Source organism: Pyxidicoccus xibeiensis, assembly GCF_024198175.1.
Lineage (GTDB): Bacteria > Myxococcota > Myxococcia > Myxococcales > Myxococcaceae > Myxococcus > Myxococcus xibeiensis.
This window is the reverse complement of record NZ_JAJVKV010000007.1, coordinates 1-15,726: the sequence shown is the minus strand read 5'-3', so window position 1 is coordinate 15,726 and position 15,726 is coordinate 1. Positions and strand designations below refer to the sequence as shown.

The 15,726-nt window shown below is 70.5% G+C and carries 15 protein-coding genes; 5 read left to right on the top strand and 10 right to left on the bottom strand.

Features of this window, described 5'->3' with window-relative positions; all coding sequences use genetic code 11:
* Nucleotides 1–57: 57 nt before the first annotated feature.
* On the top strand, nt 58–702 hold the full coding sequence (locus LXT23_RS29380) for an HAD family hydrolase (protein WP_253983660.1): 645 nt from the start codon (nt 58–60) through the stop codon (nt 700–702).
* Nucleotides 703–713: 11 nt separating this feature from the next.
* Here the strand turns inward: LXT23_RS29380 and LXT23_RS29375 are convergent, their stop codons facing one another.
* Nucleotides 714–1,475: an RNase H family protein gene (locus tag LXT23_RS29375; protein ID WP_253983659.1), complete on the bottom strand. Its 762-nt coding sequence runs from the start codon at nt 1,473–1,475 to the stop codon at nt 714–716.
* 141 nt (nt 1,476–1,616) lie between these two features.
* Between LXT23_RS29375 and LXT23_RS29370 the strand changes: the two genes are divergently transcribed.
* On the top strand, nt 1,617–2,504 hold the full coding sequence (locus LXT23_RS29370; RefSeq protein ID WP_253983658.1) for a phosphate ABC transporter substrate-binding protein: 888 nt from the start codon (nt 1,617–1,619) through the stop codon (nt 2,502–2,504).
* A 60-nt stretch (nt 2,505–2,564) separates the two neighbouring features.
* On the opposite strand, the gene LXT23_RS29365 is transcribed toward LXT23_RS29370, so the two are convergent.
* The 4 genes from LXT23_RS29365 to LXT23_RS29350 form a co-directional block, all read right to left on the bottom strand.
* Nucleotides 2,565–3,443: a BON domain-containing protein gene (locus tag LXT23_RS29365; protein ID WP_253983657.1), complete on the bottom strand. Its 879-nt coding sequence runs from the start codon at nt 3,441–3,443 to the stop codon at nt 2,565–2,567.
* 298 nt (nt 3,444–3,741) lie between these two features.
* On the bottom strand, nt 3,742–4,326 hold the full coding sequence (locus LXT23_RS29360) for a nucleotidyltransferase family protein (protein WP_253983656.1): 585 nt from the start codon (nt 4,324–4,326) through the stop codon (nt 3,742–3,744).
* Nucleotides 4,323–5,435: an XdhC family protein gene (locus LXT23_RS29355; protein ID WP_253983655.1), complete on the bottom strand. Its 1,113-nt coding sequence runs from the start codon at nt 5,433–5,435 to the stop codon at nt 4,323–4,325. The genes LXT23_RS29360 and LXT23_RS29355 overlap by 4 nt, the downstream gene beginning before the upstream one ends.
* A 145-nt stretch (nt 5,436–5,580) precedes the next feature.
* Entirely contained in the window at nt 5,581–6,216 is a 636-nt protein-coding gene (locus LXT23_RS29350) for a class I SAM-dependent methyltransferase (protein ID WP_253983654.1), read from the bottom strand.
* 588 nt (nt 6,217–6,804) lie between these two features.
* On the opposite strand from LXT23_RS29350, the gene LXT23_RS29345 reads away from it, so the two are divergent.
* A complete protein-coding gene (locus tag LXT23_RS29345; protein ID WP_253983653.1) occupies nt 6,805–7,215 on the top strand; it encodes a hypothetical protein in 411 nt (136 codons plus the stop codon).
* Between the two features lie 18 nt (nt 7,216–7,233).
* On the opposite strand, the gene LXT23_RS29340 is transcribed toward LXT23_RS29345, so the two are convergent.
* Nucleotides 7,234–8,412, bottom strand: a complete 1,179-nt coding sequence (locus LXT23_RS29340; protein ID WP_253983652.1) for a DNA glycosylase AlkZ-like family protein — start codon at nt 8,410–8,412, stop codon at nt 7,234–7,236.
* A gap of 48 nt (nt 8,413–8,460) precedes the next feature.
* A complete protein-coding gene (locus LXT23_RS29335) occupies nt 8,461–8,784 on the bottom strand; it encodes a hypothetical protein (RefSeq protein WP_253983651.1) in 324 nt (107 codons plus the stop codon).
* Nucleotides 8,785–8,944: 160 nt separating this feature from the next.
* On the opposite strand from LXT23_RS29335, the gene LXT23_RS49775 reads away from it, so the two are divergent.
* Complete coding sequence (locus tag LXT23_RS49775; protein ID WP_256561319.1) at nt 8,945–9,073, top strand: hypothetical protein; 129 nt, start codon at nt 8,945–8,947, stop codon at nt 9,071–9,073.
* Nucleotides 9,074–9,139: 66 nt separating this feature from the next.
* Here LXT23_RS49775 and LXT23_RS29330 read toward each other — a convergent pair whose 3' ends face one another.
* Entirely contained in the window at nt 9,140–10,117 is a 978-nt protein-coding gene (locus LXT23_RS29330; protein WP_253983650.1) for an NADPH:quinone oxidoreductase family protein, read from the bottom strand.
* A 778-nt stretch (nt 10,118–10,895) separates the two neighbouring features.
* Here LXT23_RS29330 and LXT23_RS29325 point away from each other — a divergent pair.
* Nucleotides 10,896–13,127: a M4 family metallopeptidase gene (locus LXT23_RS29325; RefSeq protein ID WP_253983649.1), complete on the top strand. Its 2,232-nt coding sequence runs from the start codon at nt 10,896–10,898 to the stop codon at nt 13,125–13,127.
* Between the two features lie 150 nt (nt 13,128–13,277).
* Here the strand turns inward: LXT23_RS29325 and LXT23_RS29320 are convergent, their stop codons facing one another.
* Both LXT23_RS29320 and LXT23_RS29315 read right to left on the bottom strand, forming a co-directional pair.
* Nucleotides 13,278–14,117 (bottom strand): metallophosphoesterase family protein, encoded by an 840-nt coding sequence (locus LXT23_RS29320; RefSeq protein WP_253983648.1) that lies wholly within the window; start codon nt 14,115–14,117, stop codon nt 13,278–13,280.
* Between the two features lie 95 nt (nt 14,118–14,212).
* The gene (locus tag LXT23_RS29315) at nt 14,213–14,992 is read right to left on the bottom strand and encodes a phospholipase D-like domain-containing protein (RefSeq protein ID WP_253983647.1); all 780 of its coding nucleotides are present in this window, start codon (nt 14,990–14,992) and stop codon (nt 14,213–14,215) included.
* Nucleotides 14,993–15,726 lie beyond the last annotated feature (734 nt).

Below are 15,726 nucleotides of genomic sequence, written 5' to 3'. Positions count from 1 at the left end.
CCGGGCCAGCGCGCGTGGCCCGTGCAAGGTGGGCCGGGACGGCGTATGCAGCGAGGCGTGCGCCCTGACGACTCCCGTGGAATCCTCTTCGACCTCGACGGCACGCTGGTGGACTCGCTGCCGGACATCATCGACAGCTTCCTTCATGGCTTCACGCACCTGGGACTGGCCGCGCCCGCATATGCGCAGGTGCGGGCCCTCATCGGCCAGCCGCTGGACGTGATGTACCAGCAGTTCGCGCCCGAGCACGTGCCGGCCCTGTGCGCGGCCTACCGCGAGCACTACCCGCGCAACTTCCTCAACCGCTCGCGCGTCTTCCCCGGCGTGGAGCAGGTGCTGCGCACCCTGCGCGAGCGCGGCTACCTGCTGGCCGTGGCCACCACCAAGCGCAGCGACATGGCGCGGCGCTTCGTGGACGCCCTGGGACTGGGGCCGGTGCTGCACCACGTGCAGGGCACGGACGGCTTCCCCCACAAGCCAGCGCCCGACGTGCTCCACCGGGCGCTCGCCGCGCTGGGTACCCGAGGGCTGTGGATGGTGGGAGACACCACGCTGGACCTGCGCGCGGGTCAGGCCGCGGGCCTGCGCACCTACGGCGTCACGTGGGGCACCCACTCCCAGGAAGAGCTCGCCAGCGCCACGCCGGACGAGCTCCAGCCGGACCTGGAGCGCTTGCTGTCCCACCTGCCGCCGCGGGGCTGAGGCGTCGCCGCTCAGTCCTCCGCCTGGACGTCCTGGGGTTTCACGCCCCATTCCTCCAGGATGCGGGCCTCGTCCTCGGGGCTCTTCGACTTCTTGAAGCGGGCGCCCGCGACGCCCTTCACGCGGCGCTCGCACGCGGCCCAGGTGGCGTGGCGCTTCACGCTGCGGCCCACCTCGCTCAGGTAGGAGTAGGCCTTGGCGGCCTCCTTCTGCCGGGGCTTCTCCGCGGGAAGGGACATGTCCTCGGGCAGGTCGTGCACGGCCACGTCGTACCCCTGGAGAGGGCCCACGTAGAGCTGCACGCTCCTGCGCTTGGAGAAGGCGACGGCAATCTCGTCCACGCGCTCGTTGCCGGGCACGCCGACGTGCCCGCGCACGTACCGCCACTCCACCTTGGCGTCGTCGTCGGAGAACGTCTGCCGCCGCTGGGCGAGCAGCGCCATCAGCCGCTTCCAGTAGATGGCATTGGCCACCTCGCCACCCTCGGCGGTCTTCCAGCCGCGCTTGCTCCAGCCGAAGGCCCACTTGGTGATGCCCTGGATGACGTAGGTGGAGTCCGTGTGGATGTGCAGCGGTCCGGGAGTCTTCTCCAGGTGGCGCAGCGCCTTGCCCACGGCGGTCAGCTCCATCCGGTTGTTGGTGGTCTCCGGCTCATGGCCGCCCAGCTCCGTCACCGCGCCGTCGGGGGTGACGATGAGGGTGCCCCAGCCTCCGGGGCCGGGATTGCCGGAGCATGCGCCGTCGGCGAAGACCAGGGTGAAGCGGCTCTCCATGCCGCCACCCTATGCGGCCGGCAGTCCACCTTCCAGCGCGGCGGTAGGGGCTGAACAGGAGGCGCGCGAGGAAGTGGACCGGAAGCCGAGTCGTGGGCCAGGGTGCGAGCCGCACGAACCTCCACTCCTTCCTGGAGCCCCATGAAGAACGTCCTCTTCTCCCTGGCCACCCTCGCGCTCCTCTCCTTCGTCACCGCCTGCAAGGGCGAGGACAAGGCTGGCGGCAGCGCTGGCGGCCAGCCGTCCGCGAGCGCGAAGCCGGCGGCTGGCGGCACGCTGACCATCAAGGGCAGCGATACCATGGTCATCCTCGGCCAGCGCTGGGCCGAGGCCTTCATGAAGCAGCACCCGGACATGCGGGTCCAGGTGACGGGCGGCGGCTCGGGCACGGGCATCGCGGCGCTGCTCAACGGCACCACCGAGATTGCGATGTCCAGCCGGGCCATCAAGCCGGCCGAGGCCCAGCAGGTGCAGACGCGCCACAAGGCCCAGGCGAAGGAGACGGCGGTGGCTCGAGACGGCGTCACCTTCTACGTGAATGAAGCCAACCCGGTGAAGTCGCTGACGATGGAGCAGCTGCGGTCCATCTACCTGGGCGACACGAAGAACTGGAAGGAGGTGGGCGGGCCGGACGCGCCCATCGCCGTCTACTCGCGAGAGAACTCCTCGGGCACGTATGTCTTCGTGAAGGAAATCGTGCTCGGAGGCGAGGACTTCGCGGCGGAGGCGCTGACGCTGCCGGGCACCGCCGCAGTGGTCAACGCGGTGGCGAAGGAGACGCACGGCATCGGCTACGGCGGCGCGGCCTATGGCAAGGGCATCCGGGAGCTGCCGGTGAGGGCCAACAACGAGGACGTGGCGCCCAGCCAGGAGAACATCCAGAGCGGGAAGTATCCGCTCAGCCGCGACCTCTTCTTCTACACGCGCGGCGAGCCCTCGGGCACCGCGAAGGCGTTCATGGACTTCGCGCTCTCCCCCGAGGGCCAGGCGGTCGTCACGCAGGTGGGCTACTTCCCGGTGAAGAAGTAGCGCCTGCACGGAGGCTCCCCGCCCGGTGGAGCGGGGAGCTGGCACGTCTACGGGCTCGCGCTAGGCGCGAGACACCTTGGTGGGCGTAGTGCCCGGAGTCCCGCTGGTGGCGGTGAGCTGCTCGGGACGGACGACCTTGAGCTGGTTGTGCACGTCCTTCACGCCGAGGACGTCCTCGACGATGTCCTCGATGGCGCGCTTGTCGCGGCGGTCTTCGACGGTGCCGGTCAGGGTGACCTCGCCGGCCTTCACCAGCACCTCCACGTGCTCGGCGTTCACCCAGCCGTGCATGAGCCGGTCGTAGATGTCCTCGCGGACGCGGTCATCCGAGCGGGTGTACGCCTTGGGCGCCTTGCCCAGCCTGCGCACGCCGTCCCGGAGCTTGTCTCCGAGCCGCTCGAAGGGGCCGCGCTCGTGGGTGTCGCGGCCGTAGAGGCCCTCGGTCCTGTCGCGCGCCACGTAGGTTCCGTAGCCGTGCTCGTAGCCGGGCTCCCGGTCGTTGTAGGACCCGAGGTTGTAGGGCCCCGGGTTGCCGGTGGGCGTGTAGCCGCCCGGGTAGCCGGTGTTGCGGAAGCGCCAGTCGTCACTGGTGGGCCCCAGCGGGCGCACCATGCCGGGATTGCCCGGGTACTGGGAGCCGTGGCCGGGGCCGCCCATATTGTAATCCCGGTTGTAGTTGTAATCGCGGTTGTAGTTGGGGTCGCGCTCGGAGTCCCTGCCGTAGCGGGAGGTGTCCTCGCGGAGGCCGCGGCCGTAATCCTCGAAGCCGCGGTTGGAGCCGGTGGCCGCGTATCCCTGGCCGCCCTGCCACGGACCGCGCTCCTGCCGTGGACCCAGCTCACCGCCCCGGTAGCCTTCGTCGAAGTCCCGCTCGCGGCCGTTCCAGCGGTCCCGGTCGTCTCCCGAGTAGCGGCGGGTGTCGTAGTCCCTGTTCGCCATGGCGTCTGTCTCCTTCAGTGAGGTGGGTGGGTGTCACGTGACGGTGACTCGCGTGTTGGGTGTCTTTCCGGTGTCACGTTCGGCCCGCGGTGGATGGAGGCTCGCGGGTCCACGGGAAGGCTGGGACGTCACTTCAGAACGGCAACGGGGGGGCCTCGCACGCGTCGGCAGGCCGCTCGCTGGCCACCCGCTGGCGCGCGAGCCCTTGGAGTCCGGCGAATAAACGCGCGACCGCCACGTGCACGGGACGGTCGATGGAGAGTTGCACCCTGGATTCACCGGACAGGCGTGCGGCGGCTCAGGTGAGCCGGGCGAGGTCCGCGGCGGTATCCACGTCCTCGTCGCCGCCGGGCAGCGGCACCTCCGCCACGCGTGAGGCGTCTCGGGCAATCACGCCGCGAGCGCCCTGCTCGGGCTGGAGCGCCTCCAGCTCCGCGAACACGGTGCGCGAGAAGAGCGCGGGCACGCCCCGGGCCCCGTCGTACGCGGAGGCCACCACGGCGCAGCCCGTGTGACGCCACGTGGCCACGAGCGCCCGCAGGTGCGCGGCGTCCACGCGGAGCTGGTCGCACAGCAGGACGACCACGGCCTCCACGTCGCCAGTCTCATCGGAGGTCAGGGCGCGCAGGCCCGCGCGGAGCGAGCCGCCGGGGCCCGCCGCCCAGTCCGCATGCACCACCGTCCGCACGGCCAGCCCGGCCAGCTCCGCGCCCACGGCCTCGTGTTGGGCGCCCAGCACGACGACCACGGGGCCACCGTCGACGGACAGCGCGGCCTCGGCGGCGCGCCGCACCAGCGTCTGGCCCTGGTGGACGACGAGCTGCTTGGGGCGCCCCAGGCGCGAGGAGCCTCCCGCGGCCAGCAACACCACGCCCACCGTCATGCGAGCTTCCGGGCCGCGGGAGTCGCCTCGGAATGGATGGGAGCATCCCGCTCGCGCAGCTTGCCGCCCTCGCGATTCATCACCACGGCCTGCAGCTCCGCGATGATGGACAGGGCAATCTCCTCGGCGCCCTCCGCGCCCAGGTCCAGCCCCACGGGGGCGTGCAGCTTCTCCAACTGCGCGGGAGTGGGCGCGGGAGCCATGCCCGCGAGCAGCCGCTCCGTACGCGAGCGGGGGCCCAGCACGCCCACATAGCGCAGCGTCTTCGGGAGCAGCGCTGGCAGCAGCTCGCGGTCCTGGGGCAGGCTGTGCGTCATCAGCACGGCCAGGGTGCGCGGCGACAGCGGCACCGCGCTGACGGCATCGCGGGCCTTCGCGGACACCACGGCGTGGGCCTGGGGAAATCTCCGGCGCAGCGTCTCCGAGGGACGGTCCGCCACCACGGTGACGTGCCAGCCCAGGCTCGCGGCCTGGGCGACGACAGGGGCCACGTCGAAGCCGCTGCCGAAGACGACGAGCGGGTGGGGAGGCTCCACCACCTCCACGAGGACGTCGGCGCCGCCGCAGGGGCCGCTCCACGTCCGTCCGGCCTCCAGCGCCTCACGGGCGGCCTCGCGCACGGCGTCGCGCAGGGCGCCGGAGAGGTCTCCCTCCTCGGTGCCGTCCTCGCGCACCCGCAGCCGCGAGCCCACGGCGTGAGCGGGGCCCCGGTACACCGTGGCCACCACCGCGCGCCGTCCCGCGTTCCGCTCCTCGGAGGCGAACGAGAGTGCGTCCATCGGGCCGCCTTCGCACCGCTCCAGCAGCACATCCACCACGCCATTGCAGCCGAGCGCGAAGGACAGGCCGCCCTCGTCCTCGGCGTTGTCGCCGGTGGAGTCGTAGCGGAGCAGGCGGGGACCGGTGCTGGTCCAGAAGAAGGCCTTGCGGACGATGTCGGCTTCCAGGCATCCGCCGCTCACGCCACCGGCGAGCCACCCGTCCTCGCTCATCAGCATGCGCGCCCCGGGCTTGCGGTAAGACGAGCCGGACACGGCGACGACGGTGGCCAGCACCAGGGGGCCCCGAGCGCGCTGCCGGGCACGGAGGATGGCGTCCAGGTCCTTCATGGCTCGTCGCCTCGGGGTCTCATCGAGTCGCTCCAGTCACGCCTGGGAGCAGGCTACGCCTGCCCGCCTTCGTCAAGTGCGAGCTGGGCGTTGGTGTGGAGGAGTGCGTAGTGCGCGTGCCGGCGTCCTGCTCCGTGGTGCTTCTTCAACGAACCGGCTTGCGTCCCACCAGCTGAACCACCGCGGCCCGGCCGGTGTGGAGCTTCCCCTCCACCACCTCCCGCTCGCGCTCGAGGAGGACGGACAGCTCCAGCCCCTCGAAGTCCTCGCGCAGCTCGTCGGCGGTGTAGAGCAGCTCGCGCAGGGGCGGCCCTCCCGTGCGCATCGAGAGCTGGGCCGGCGTGTACGCCTCGAGCACCACCACGCCACCGGGCCGCAGGCTCGCGACGGCCGCGCGGTGGACCTGCCGGCGCAGGGGCATGGGCAGGTGGCAGAAGATGCAGACCACGGCGTCCCACGTCTCCGGCGTGAGCGGGAAGTCCGCCAGGTCGCTCACCACCGTCTCCAGGGGAACGCCGCGCTCCGCCGCGAGCTGCTGGGCCTTGCGAAGCCCCACGTCCGACGCGTCCACCGCCGTCACCTGGTAGCCGAGCGAGGCGAGGTAGACGGCATTGCGCCCCTCGCCCTCGCCGAGGCTCACCACGCGCGCGGGCGCGGGAGGCAGTGCGGGCGCGGACGCCACGAGGAAGTCATTGGGCTTCGTCCCGTAGACGTAGTCCGGCACGGAGAAGCGTGAGTTCCACTGGTGGGTACCGGAGCCGGGCCTCCCGGATTGCGACATGGCGAACCTCCTCCGCTGCGTGGCCCACTCGGGCAGTGTGTCCGAGGAAGGGAGCCTGCCTCACTCCCGCGCGCGTGTCCGCTTCCGCCGCGCGCTCAGTGCCCCCACCAACAGGAGCGCGAGCGGACCAGCCAATCCTCCACCCGCCGCGCCGCGGCCGCCGTGGTCATTCTCTTCTCCGGGGGCCAGTGGCGCCTCGGGCTTCGCCGCCGCGTCCGCCGCGACCGCCCGCGCAACGTCTCCATACGCACCGAGGTGCGCCGGGCTGACCTGCGCACGACGCTCGCTGGCGGTGTGCTTCAGAAGCCCGGGTCCGTCTTCTCGATGAAGATGGCGGCGGCATTGGCCGCGTAGGTGGAGGCGCCGCTGGCCGGGCCCCACGCGGTACTCGGCGGCCTGGGCGGCAAGCGACTGGAGCAGGACGAACAGCACGACCCGTGAGTGGTTCATGCGACGAAGTCTGTCGTGTGTCCGGACGAGCCCGGTCCACGGGGGCCGCGGCTTCTGCGTCGCCCTGAAGTGAGCCAGCAAGATTCCAAGATGGGTGCTTGGATGAATTGGCCTGCCTGGGGTGTAGTTCCGTTCCGCATGCCTGTCTTGCGCTATGTCTTCACGCTCAATGCAGTGCGCGAGCTCGCCCGCCTGGCGCCGGACCTTGCCCGTGCGCGCGCGGCGGCTTCGCTGGACGAGTGCCTCCAGGGCATTCGCGAGGCCTGCGTGCTGTCGCTCGGCATGGAGTTCGACACGCTGGTGTGCTTCGACGCGCGCTCCGTCGTCCGGCTGTTCGCGCATGCGGAGCAGGCGCGCATCCTCGCCCGCCTGGTGGATGAGCGGGCGCGCAGCCTCGAGGCGCAAGGCGACTTCCAGGCCGCGCTGGAGGACACCGTCTACGCCGGCCAGCTGCTGGCGTTCTCACGCCAGCGCTTCGGCGTGCCCCGGGATGCGCGCGCGGCGGAGGCGCTGGAGCGCGAGCTGCCCGCCTTGCCGCCCTCGCGCTGACCCCGTACGACGGAAGCCTCAGGAGGTGACGCGGGCCCGGGGACGGCGCACGCGGTCCACGCCACACGCCGTCGCATGCCGCGCGAGCGCCGCGTCGAGCGCCGCGTCGTCCAGCTTCACGCCCTTCTCCCGCCACACATTGTCCACGTGCAGCGTGTCCTCGCGCACGCGCGCCTCCAGCCGGCCCACCAGCGCACCCCGGTGCAGCAGCGGGCACACGTACCAGCCCCACTGCCGCTGCGCGGCGGGCTTGTACACCTCCCACACGTAGTCGAAGCCGAACGCCACCCGCACCAGGCCGCGGTCCCACAGCACCGGGTCCAGCGGCCCCAGGATGCGCATCCGGTCATCCGGCTCCGGGAAGGTGCGCCGCCGGAAGCCCACGGGCGCCAGGTAGCGCCGGGGCGAGCCCGGGACGCTCACCTCCTCCAGGAGGCCCTCCTTCACGAGCGTGTCCGGCAGGCCCGAGGTGCGCACGTCGGACAGGATGGACCAGTGCGGCCCGCTGGCGCGGCTGAGCAGGCCCGCGGCCTCCACGCGCTCCAGCAGGGACCAGCGCTCGAAGGGCATGTCCACCGAGGCCTCCGCGTGGCGGGGCAGGGCGCGGCGGGGCACGTCGTACACCTTGCCGCCCGGAGCCCGGCCGCACACCACCACCTGGCAGCGCGTCCACAGCACCTCCAGCGCCATGGCGGTGGCGCGCGCGGTGCCCTTCCAGCCGCTCCAGTCGATGGGCATCACGGCGCCGTGGTCGGTCAGCGTCTTCGAGGAGGCGGGGCCCAGCTCCTCCAACTCTTGATGCACGGCGTCCAGCACGGCCGCCGGCACGCGCTTGAGCCGCTCCTCCAGCCGCCACCACGGGGCCTGGGCCGCGCGCTCCCGGTAGTAGGGGAAGGCGCTGGCGGGCAGCAGGCAGCGCTCCTTGGCGAAGTGCTCGAAGGCGTGACCCGGCATCAGGTGGCGGTACACGTCGCCGCGGACGAGGCCCTCCACGCGCGCCATGGCCACGAGGTCCGCGTTGGTCCCGATGACGTCCAGCGGGTCCAGCTGGATGCACCGCAGCGCCTTGAGCAGCGCGCGCACGCCCCGCGCGCCTGGCGGAAAGGCCGGCCGGGCCAGGCCGAGCTGGCCCACGAGGTAGCGGCGTGCTTCGTCCGGAGGCAGCGTCGCGGCGGGAGGAAGAGGAGACGGAGGCACGGGGCGCAGGTTAACAGCCCCGCGTCCACGCGCCTCCGCACATCCACGCTACTCGCGCTGCGACACGGGCTCCTCGCCCCGCCGGCGGGCTTCCTCGTCCTCGTCGGGGGAGCGGGACTCCGGCTCCGGCTCCAGCCGGGCCTGCCGCTCACTGGCCTCCCAGGACGCCTCGGCGTCACCGGCATGCACGCGGGCCGCGGCCTCGTCGTCCTGCGAGCCCGTCCACGTGGTGTGCCCACCCGCGTAGCCCTCCAGCGGCCGGGGGCCGCGGCGGGACTCCACCTCCAGGTCCTTCTGCTCCTGCTCGCGCAGCCGTTCCCGCTCCTGCTCACGCTCGCGCTGGTGCTGTCTCTCGACGGGATTGTCCGCCATGTGCCGTCACCTCCTGCCCCAAGGTGCGGCCCGGGTTGGAGGACGGCAGCGGGGGAGCGGGCGCTCGCCGGCTGGCCGCATGCCCGGCGGACGGGCGGGGCCCGCGCCTCCAGGCCCACCCGGAGCGTCCTCGAGGCCCCGCTCCCGGTGCCTGACGTGGATGCATGTCCTCATCCAGTTCCCCCTGCCGCTGCGGGACGACGCGGAGCAGTCCCTCCCCCGGGCGGACACGCTGGACCGCGCCTGGTGGAAGGCCTGCCGGGAGCAGTTGGAGCGCCGCTTCCGGTAGAAGGCCCTGGTCGTCCGGGCCCTCTCCATGGAGTCCCTCTGACGCGGAGAGGGCGCCGTCCGGCCCTCAGCCGGCCCGCATGCGCAGGACGACCTTGCCCGTGGCGCGGCGGGCCTCCAGCTCGCGCAGGGCCTGCGCGCCCTGCTCCAGCGGGAAGACGCTGCCCACCACCGGGTCCAGCACACCCGAGTCCGCCATCGCCTCCAGGTCCTTGGCGATGGTGGGCGTCAGCGACGGCTCGTGCAGGAGGAAGCCGCCCCAGGCCACGCCCACCACGTCGATGTTGCGCAGGAGCAGCCGGTTCACCTGCACCTCGGGGATGCGGCCTCCCGCGAAGCCCACCACCAGCAGCCGGCCTTCCGGCGCCAGGGCCTTGAGGCTCTTGTCGAAGATGTCGCCGCCCACCGGGTCCAGGATGATGTTGGCACCCTGGCCGCCCGTCTTCTCGCGCAGCTGGGCCAGCCAGTCTCCGCTGGACAGCACCACCTCGTGCGCGCCGGCCTTCTTCGCGACCTCGGCCTTGCGCTCGTCGCTCACCACCGCGATGACCCGCGCCTGCGCGCCGCGCGCCACCTGCACGGCCGCGGTGCCCACGCCACCCGCCGCGCCGTGGATGACGACTGTCTCTCCCGCCTTCACGCGCCCGCGCCGGTGCAGCGCGAAGTGTGCCGTGTGGTAGTTCATCACCACGCCCGCCGCCGCCTCGAAGCTCCACCGCTCGGGGATGCGGAACACCATCTCCGGCTGAATCGACACCACCTCGGCGAAGCCGCCCAGCCCGAAGCTGAACGCCATCACCCGCTCCCCCGGCTTCACGGAGGCTCCGGCCGGCGCGTGCCGCACCACGCCCGCCACCTCCACGCCCGGCACGAAGGGCAGCGCGGGCTTGAGCTGGTACTGCCCGCGGGTGAGGAGCAGGTCCGGGAAGCTCGCTCCCGCGGCCACCACGTCGATGAGCACTCCGTCACCAGCCTCGGGCTCCGGCAAGTCCACCAGTTGGAGCCCGTCCGGCCCGTCCAGCCGCTGCAGCTGCAGTGCGCGCATGTCTGTCTACCTCCCAGGAAGGGCCAGCGTAGCGGCCCGCGCGGGTGCAAGGCGCGGGATAATCCGTGGGAAAAGCGTCCTGTCAGGTCTGGCTGCGCCCGCGAGTCCCTCTCCTCGCAGGCAAGGACGACGGCGGCACCGCCCGAGACCGAGCCACCCTTTTGAAGCGCCTGGCTGGTGAGGCCCTACACGCCCATCTTGTTGGTTCGAATCCAACTTCGGCCCCCGTGGCCGAATCGCCGAATGGTACAGGCACTCGATTTGACTCGAGCGATACCCGATGGCTTCCCCCCTCGGGCGCTTCAATCATTCTCGTCACGCTTCGGCGTCCGGCCGGAGAGGCCCCACACGCACTGGGAGCCCGAGGTCGCCGGTTCGAATCCGGCTCTCCCGACTCATGCCGGGGGATAGCTCAGTTGGTAGAGCGCGAGCCTTGAAACCCGCGGCTTCTCCACTCGGACGCCACATTTCCATCCGTTCCTGGCCACGTGGCGCGTCGGCGGGGTGGCCCGGCGCGGGGGCGCGCGCGGACCCACCGACTATTCATCCGGCCACACAAAACTCCCTGGGAACGTGGGGTATCTCATGTGACCCACTACGTCAGGTAACGGTCCGGAGATACCCGGATGCGTCTCTGTAAGCCCACGGAATATCTGGGCATCCACTCCACCACTCAGAATGTGAGAATCGGTGACTAAGTGAAATAATCTCGCAACCTTGAAATCCCCGGCACCGTCGTGGCACCATGCTTCCTAATCTTTCCGCTTAGGAGGATTACATGGCGAAGAACAATCGGGTGCGTGGAGCACTCGGCATTGCGGCGCTGTCGGCGTTTGTCGGTTGCAACGAGTCCACCCCCGCTCCCGAGGCCAACAAGCCCGCGGAGGCCGCGCAGAATGCGGCGCTGGAGAATGGCAACACGGTCGTAACGCGGGACGAGGCAGGCAAGCCCACGCTCATCACGGGCAACCTCGGCCAGCTTCCCGAAATCCCCGCGGGTGACGCGGCGGCCCTGGAGCAGGCGGCCCTGGCCCCCGTGCTCGCGTCCCTGGCCCCCACGTTCCACCTGGCCGCGGACAACCTCACCCTCATCAGGTCCTACAAGGACACCCTCCAGGGTGACAACCACTACCGCTTCGCGGTGAGCCACAACGGCATCCCCGTGCTGGGCGGCCAGTTCCGTCTGCACGTGCGTGACGGGCAGATCATCGCGGCGAACACCAACGTTCGCAGCGACCTGAAGGCGGAGCCCAAGGCCGCCATCGCCGGTGACGTGGCCGTGGCCGCGGCCGACTCGGACAAGGAGACCGTCCGCGGCTCCACGAGCGAGGCGAACCCGGAGCTGTTCTACATCCGCGACGGCGACGAGCTGAAGCTGGTGTACGTGGTCTCCCAGCGTGGCGAGAAGGCGGACGGCACGCCCATCCACGACCTGGTGCTGGTGGACGCGAAGTCCTCCGACGTGGTCGCGCGCTACCCGCAGATCCACGAGGCGCTCAACCGCCGGATGCACAACGGCAACAACACCAGCACCCTGCCGGGCGCGGTGGTGCGCACCGAGGGGCAGCCGGAGCACGCGGACCCGGTGGTCAACACGAACTACGACCACCTGGGCACCGTCTACAACTGCTACAGCACGCTGTTCAACCGCGACTCCATCAACAACGCGGGCGCGCTGCTCATCAGCACGGTGCACCACCGCGTCAACTACGTGAACGCCTTCTGGGACGGTACCCAGATGGTGTACGGCGATGGCGACGGCGTGACGGCCACCAACCTGGCCAACTCGCTGGACGTGACGGCGCACGAGCTGACGCACGCGGTGACGGACAACGAGTCGGACCTCATCTACTCGGGTGAGTCCGGCGGCCTGAACGAGTCGATGTCCGACATCTTCGGCGCGGTGTGCGAGTGGTACGGCGATGGCGCGGGCGACGTGACGGCGCGTCACTGGCTCATCGGCGACGACGTGTGGACGCCGAACATCCCGAACGACGCGCTCCGCTACATGGCGGACCCGGTGGCGGACGGCGTCTCGCTGGACCACTACCACAGCTACACGTCCGGCACGGACGTGCACTACAGCTCGGGTATCTCCAACCTGGCGTTCCAGCTGCTGTCGCAGGGTGGCACGCACCCGCGCGGTCGGAGCACCGTCGTGGTGACGGGCATCGGCATCGAGAAGGCCGCGCGCATCTTCTACAAGGCGAACGCGGACCTCCTGCTGCCCTCCTCCAACTTCGAGGCGGCCAAGGCGGCCACCGAGCTGGCCTCTGACCAGCTGGGCTACGATGCGGCCACCAAGGCGTCGGTGACCGCCGCGTGGACGGCCGTCGGCGTCGGCGTGCCGGTTCCTCCTCCGCCCACGACCCCGATCGAGAAGGACGTGCCGGCGACGAACCTGTCGGGCGCCCGTGGTGCGCGGCAGTACTTCGCCGTGACGGTCCCCGAGGGTGCGTACGACCTGACCTTCACGCTGTCCGGTGGCACGGGTGACGCGGACCTGTACGTGCGCGCCACCAACGCGCCGACGACCAGCCAGTATGACTGCCGTCCGTACCGCGCGGGCAACAACGAGGTCTGCACGTTCGCGGCTCCGGTGCACGGCACCTGGTACGCGATGCTGAACGGCTTCAGCGCCTACTCCGGCGCGACGCTGACGGTGACCTGGAAGGGCGGCTACGTGCCCATGGTGAGCGGCGTGCCCATCAAGCCCCTGTCGGGCGTGGCGGGCTCCTCGCAGGTGTTCACCATCGAGGTTCCGGAGCGTCGTCCGGGCAGCGGCAAGAACAGCCTGTACATCCAGACGGGCCAGGGCGAGGGCAACCCCGACCTGTACGTGAAGCGCGCTGGCGCGCCGAGCAAGTTCGACTACGACTGCCGCAGCGTGAAGGAGCACCAGTCGGAAGTCTGCAACCTGCTGAACGTCCCGGCTGGCAAGTACTACATCGAGGTCTTCGGCGCGAAGGGCGGCTACGACGGCATCGCGCTCATCGCCTCGTACCTGTAGTCCCCTGAAGTGACGGCGCGGCCCTGAGCCGCGCCGATGAGGCCCCGGGCAGCCCGCTCACGCGGTGCCCGGGGCTTCGTGCTTGCGGGGCAGAGGTGCGTCAGGACATCACGCGTGGTGCTGCACGTGCGCCACGGCGCGAGGTGAAGCTCAGAGCGGGCGAACCGCCGGGCCGGGGAGGATTTCCCGCAGGTACCGCTCCAGGCTGCCGCCGCCCCGGTGCTTCCACTGCATGGGGTAGCCCAGCGACACCTCCTCGAACCGCACGCCGTCGCGCCAGAGCGTGGCGGGCATGTGGAGGTGGCCGGAGACGACGACCTCCGCGCGGAAGCGGGTGTGCCAGTCCTCGGTGCGCTTCGTTCCGCACCAGATGGAGAAGCGAGGGATGCGCGGCAGCCGCACGTGCTCGTAGCGCAGCGGGTAGTGGTTGATGAGCACCGTGGTGCAGTCCGCAGGCAGGGCTTGCAGCCGCGCCAGCGTGGACTCCACGCGCGCGTCGCACCAGGCGGCGCGGTTGAGGTACGGCTCAGGGTGCAGCAGCACCTCGTCCGTGCACAGCAGATCCTCCTCCCACGCCCACTCCAGCGCCTTGTCCGCGGGCACGTGGTCCGGCCGGAACGAGTAGTCGTAGCCCAGGAACATGGGCACGAGCACGCGGGGCGGGCCCTCGCCGGGCCAGCGCGGATACGGGTCCTCGGGCGTCAGCACGCCATAGCTGCGGCACAGCGACACCAGCCGCTGGTAGCGCGCCTCACCGCGCAGCTGCGGCTGCTCCGACGGCATCGTCCACAGCTCGTGGTTGCCCGGCACCCAGAGCACCTGGCGGAAGCGCTCGGTAAAGGTGCGCAGCATCAGCTCCATCTCCGCCAGCGTCTCGCCCACGTCGCCCGCGACGATGAGCCAGTCATCCGGATGGGCGGGGAGGGCCTGGAGCGCTTGGCGGTTGTCGGCGTGGCGCAGGTGCAAATCACTGATGGCGTAGAGCTTCATGGCGCGGAACCCGGCACCTTATCGCGTGGGGCGACGGCGTCGCCACCGCTTCGGCAGGTGCCTGCCCGTTCGCTTATGGGCGTGTGGCCCCAGGCTCACAGGCCGAAGCGGTCTCGATGCTCGCGGTAGCAGCCACGGCAGAAGGGTTTGTTCTTCGTCGCGGGGTGTTCGTCACCGCAGCCGTGGCAGAAGCGGTCCGTGTAGTCGGGATTGCTGAAGCGGGCCCACACGGCGTAGTGCGGCTCGCAATAGGGCCTGTCGGTATCCAGCTCCAGCTCGGTGCCGCACCGGATGCAGTGCCCTTTCGCGTCATCATCGGACAGGTTGTCGCCCTCGTCGTCGTCCCCGAACGGAATGTCTTCGTCGTCGAGGTCAGCCAGGAAGGGGACGCTCTTCTGACAATTCGGAAGGATGTCCTTCTGGATCAGGCTGAAGAGCTGCTTGAATTCCGGCCGGCTGTCCGTCATCCCCATGCCCACTTCGATGCTGTTGTTGAAGGACGAGTCGAGCAAGTTCAGCGAAGTGATGATCGCGCGGCGTTCCGACATGTAGATTTTGGCATGGAGGTCGGGAACGGTCCCCAGCGCGAGCCCGGCCTGGACGAGGTTGCGGAGCATCTCCACGCCGGCTTCAGACGGCCTCCGGGTCGAGGCGTCTTCCGCTCGGATGATCAGCACCACGCTCACCTTGCGGTTCAGGGCCGACCGAAGCTTGCGCTCGACGTCGCGCAGTTTCTCGATGCTCAAGTAGGGCGTAACCAGGAAGACGAACTTCTGGGCCTCGTCCAGCAATTGGTACAGCCGGCTCACGGTCTGCGTCTTGTCGAGCAGTTCGAACCCCTCCTGCGGGGCGGAACTGGTGCCATCCTTGCTCAAGGAGTCCTCATTTCCGGGAACAGCAAGAGCCAGTCCTCCTACCAACCTCGTCGGGAATGCGCACCTGGGTGCAAGGCACCCCGGCAATCACTACTGAAGGTGAAAAAGGGACATGGGACACGCGCCTGCGCGTCCCTCCCCAGGGGCTTGTGGCGGCATCGAGCGGCGGCCACTTCAGGAGGCGCTGCATGGTGGCGGGGCCGATTTCCCAGGAGTAGGTCGCGAGCTTCTACGAGTCGGCGGTGCTGGGGCTGCAGGTGCTGGAGATCCAACTGGGCGGCGGCTGCCGGTGCGGGCCCACTGCGAACGCGACCTGGACGCTCTTCCAGGGAGAGCTGGGTGGGAAATGATGGGGTGATCGGGCCCCACGAGATGCGCAACGAGCTTCACGCCGCCGCCCGTCCCTGAAAATTCGCGAAGTAGTCGGACATGCCCACAGGGACACCGAACACGCGGATGCGCCAGGGAGGCCACGCAGGCGGACGTGCATTGCGTGCGAGGCGCTCATTCCACGTGCAGCGGCGATGCGCACGCCGGGCGCGCGTGTCCAGCGAAGGGGCATTGGCTATCGGGCGCGACAAGACGACCGGCGCTTGGAGTTCCACGCATTGGCGCCGGAGCGGCTCGTACACCGACCGGCGTAGCGCCGTCGCAGGCAAGTCCTCCCAGACGACGGGCGCGGGGGTTGGGGGCAAGGTCGGTGGCGGTGGAGGCGGACGACGCACGATGGGGGC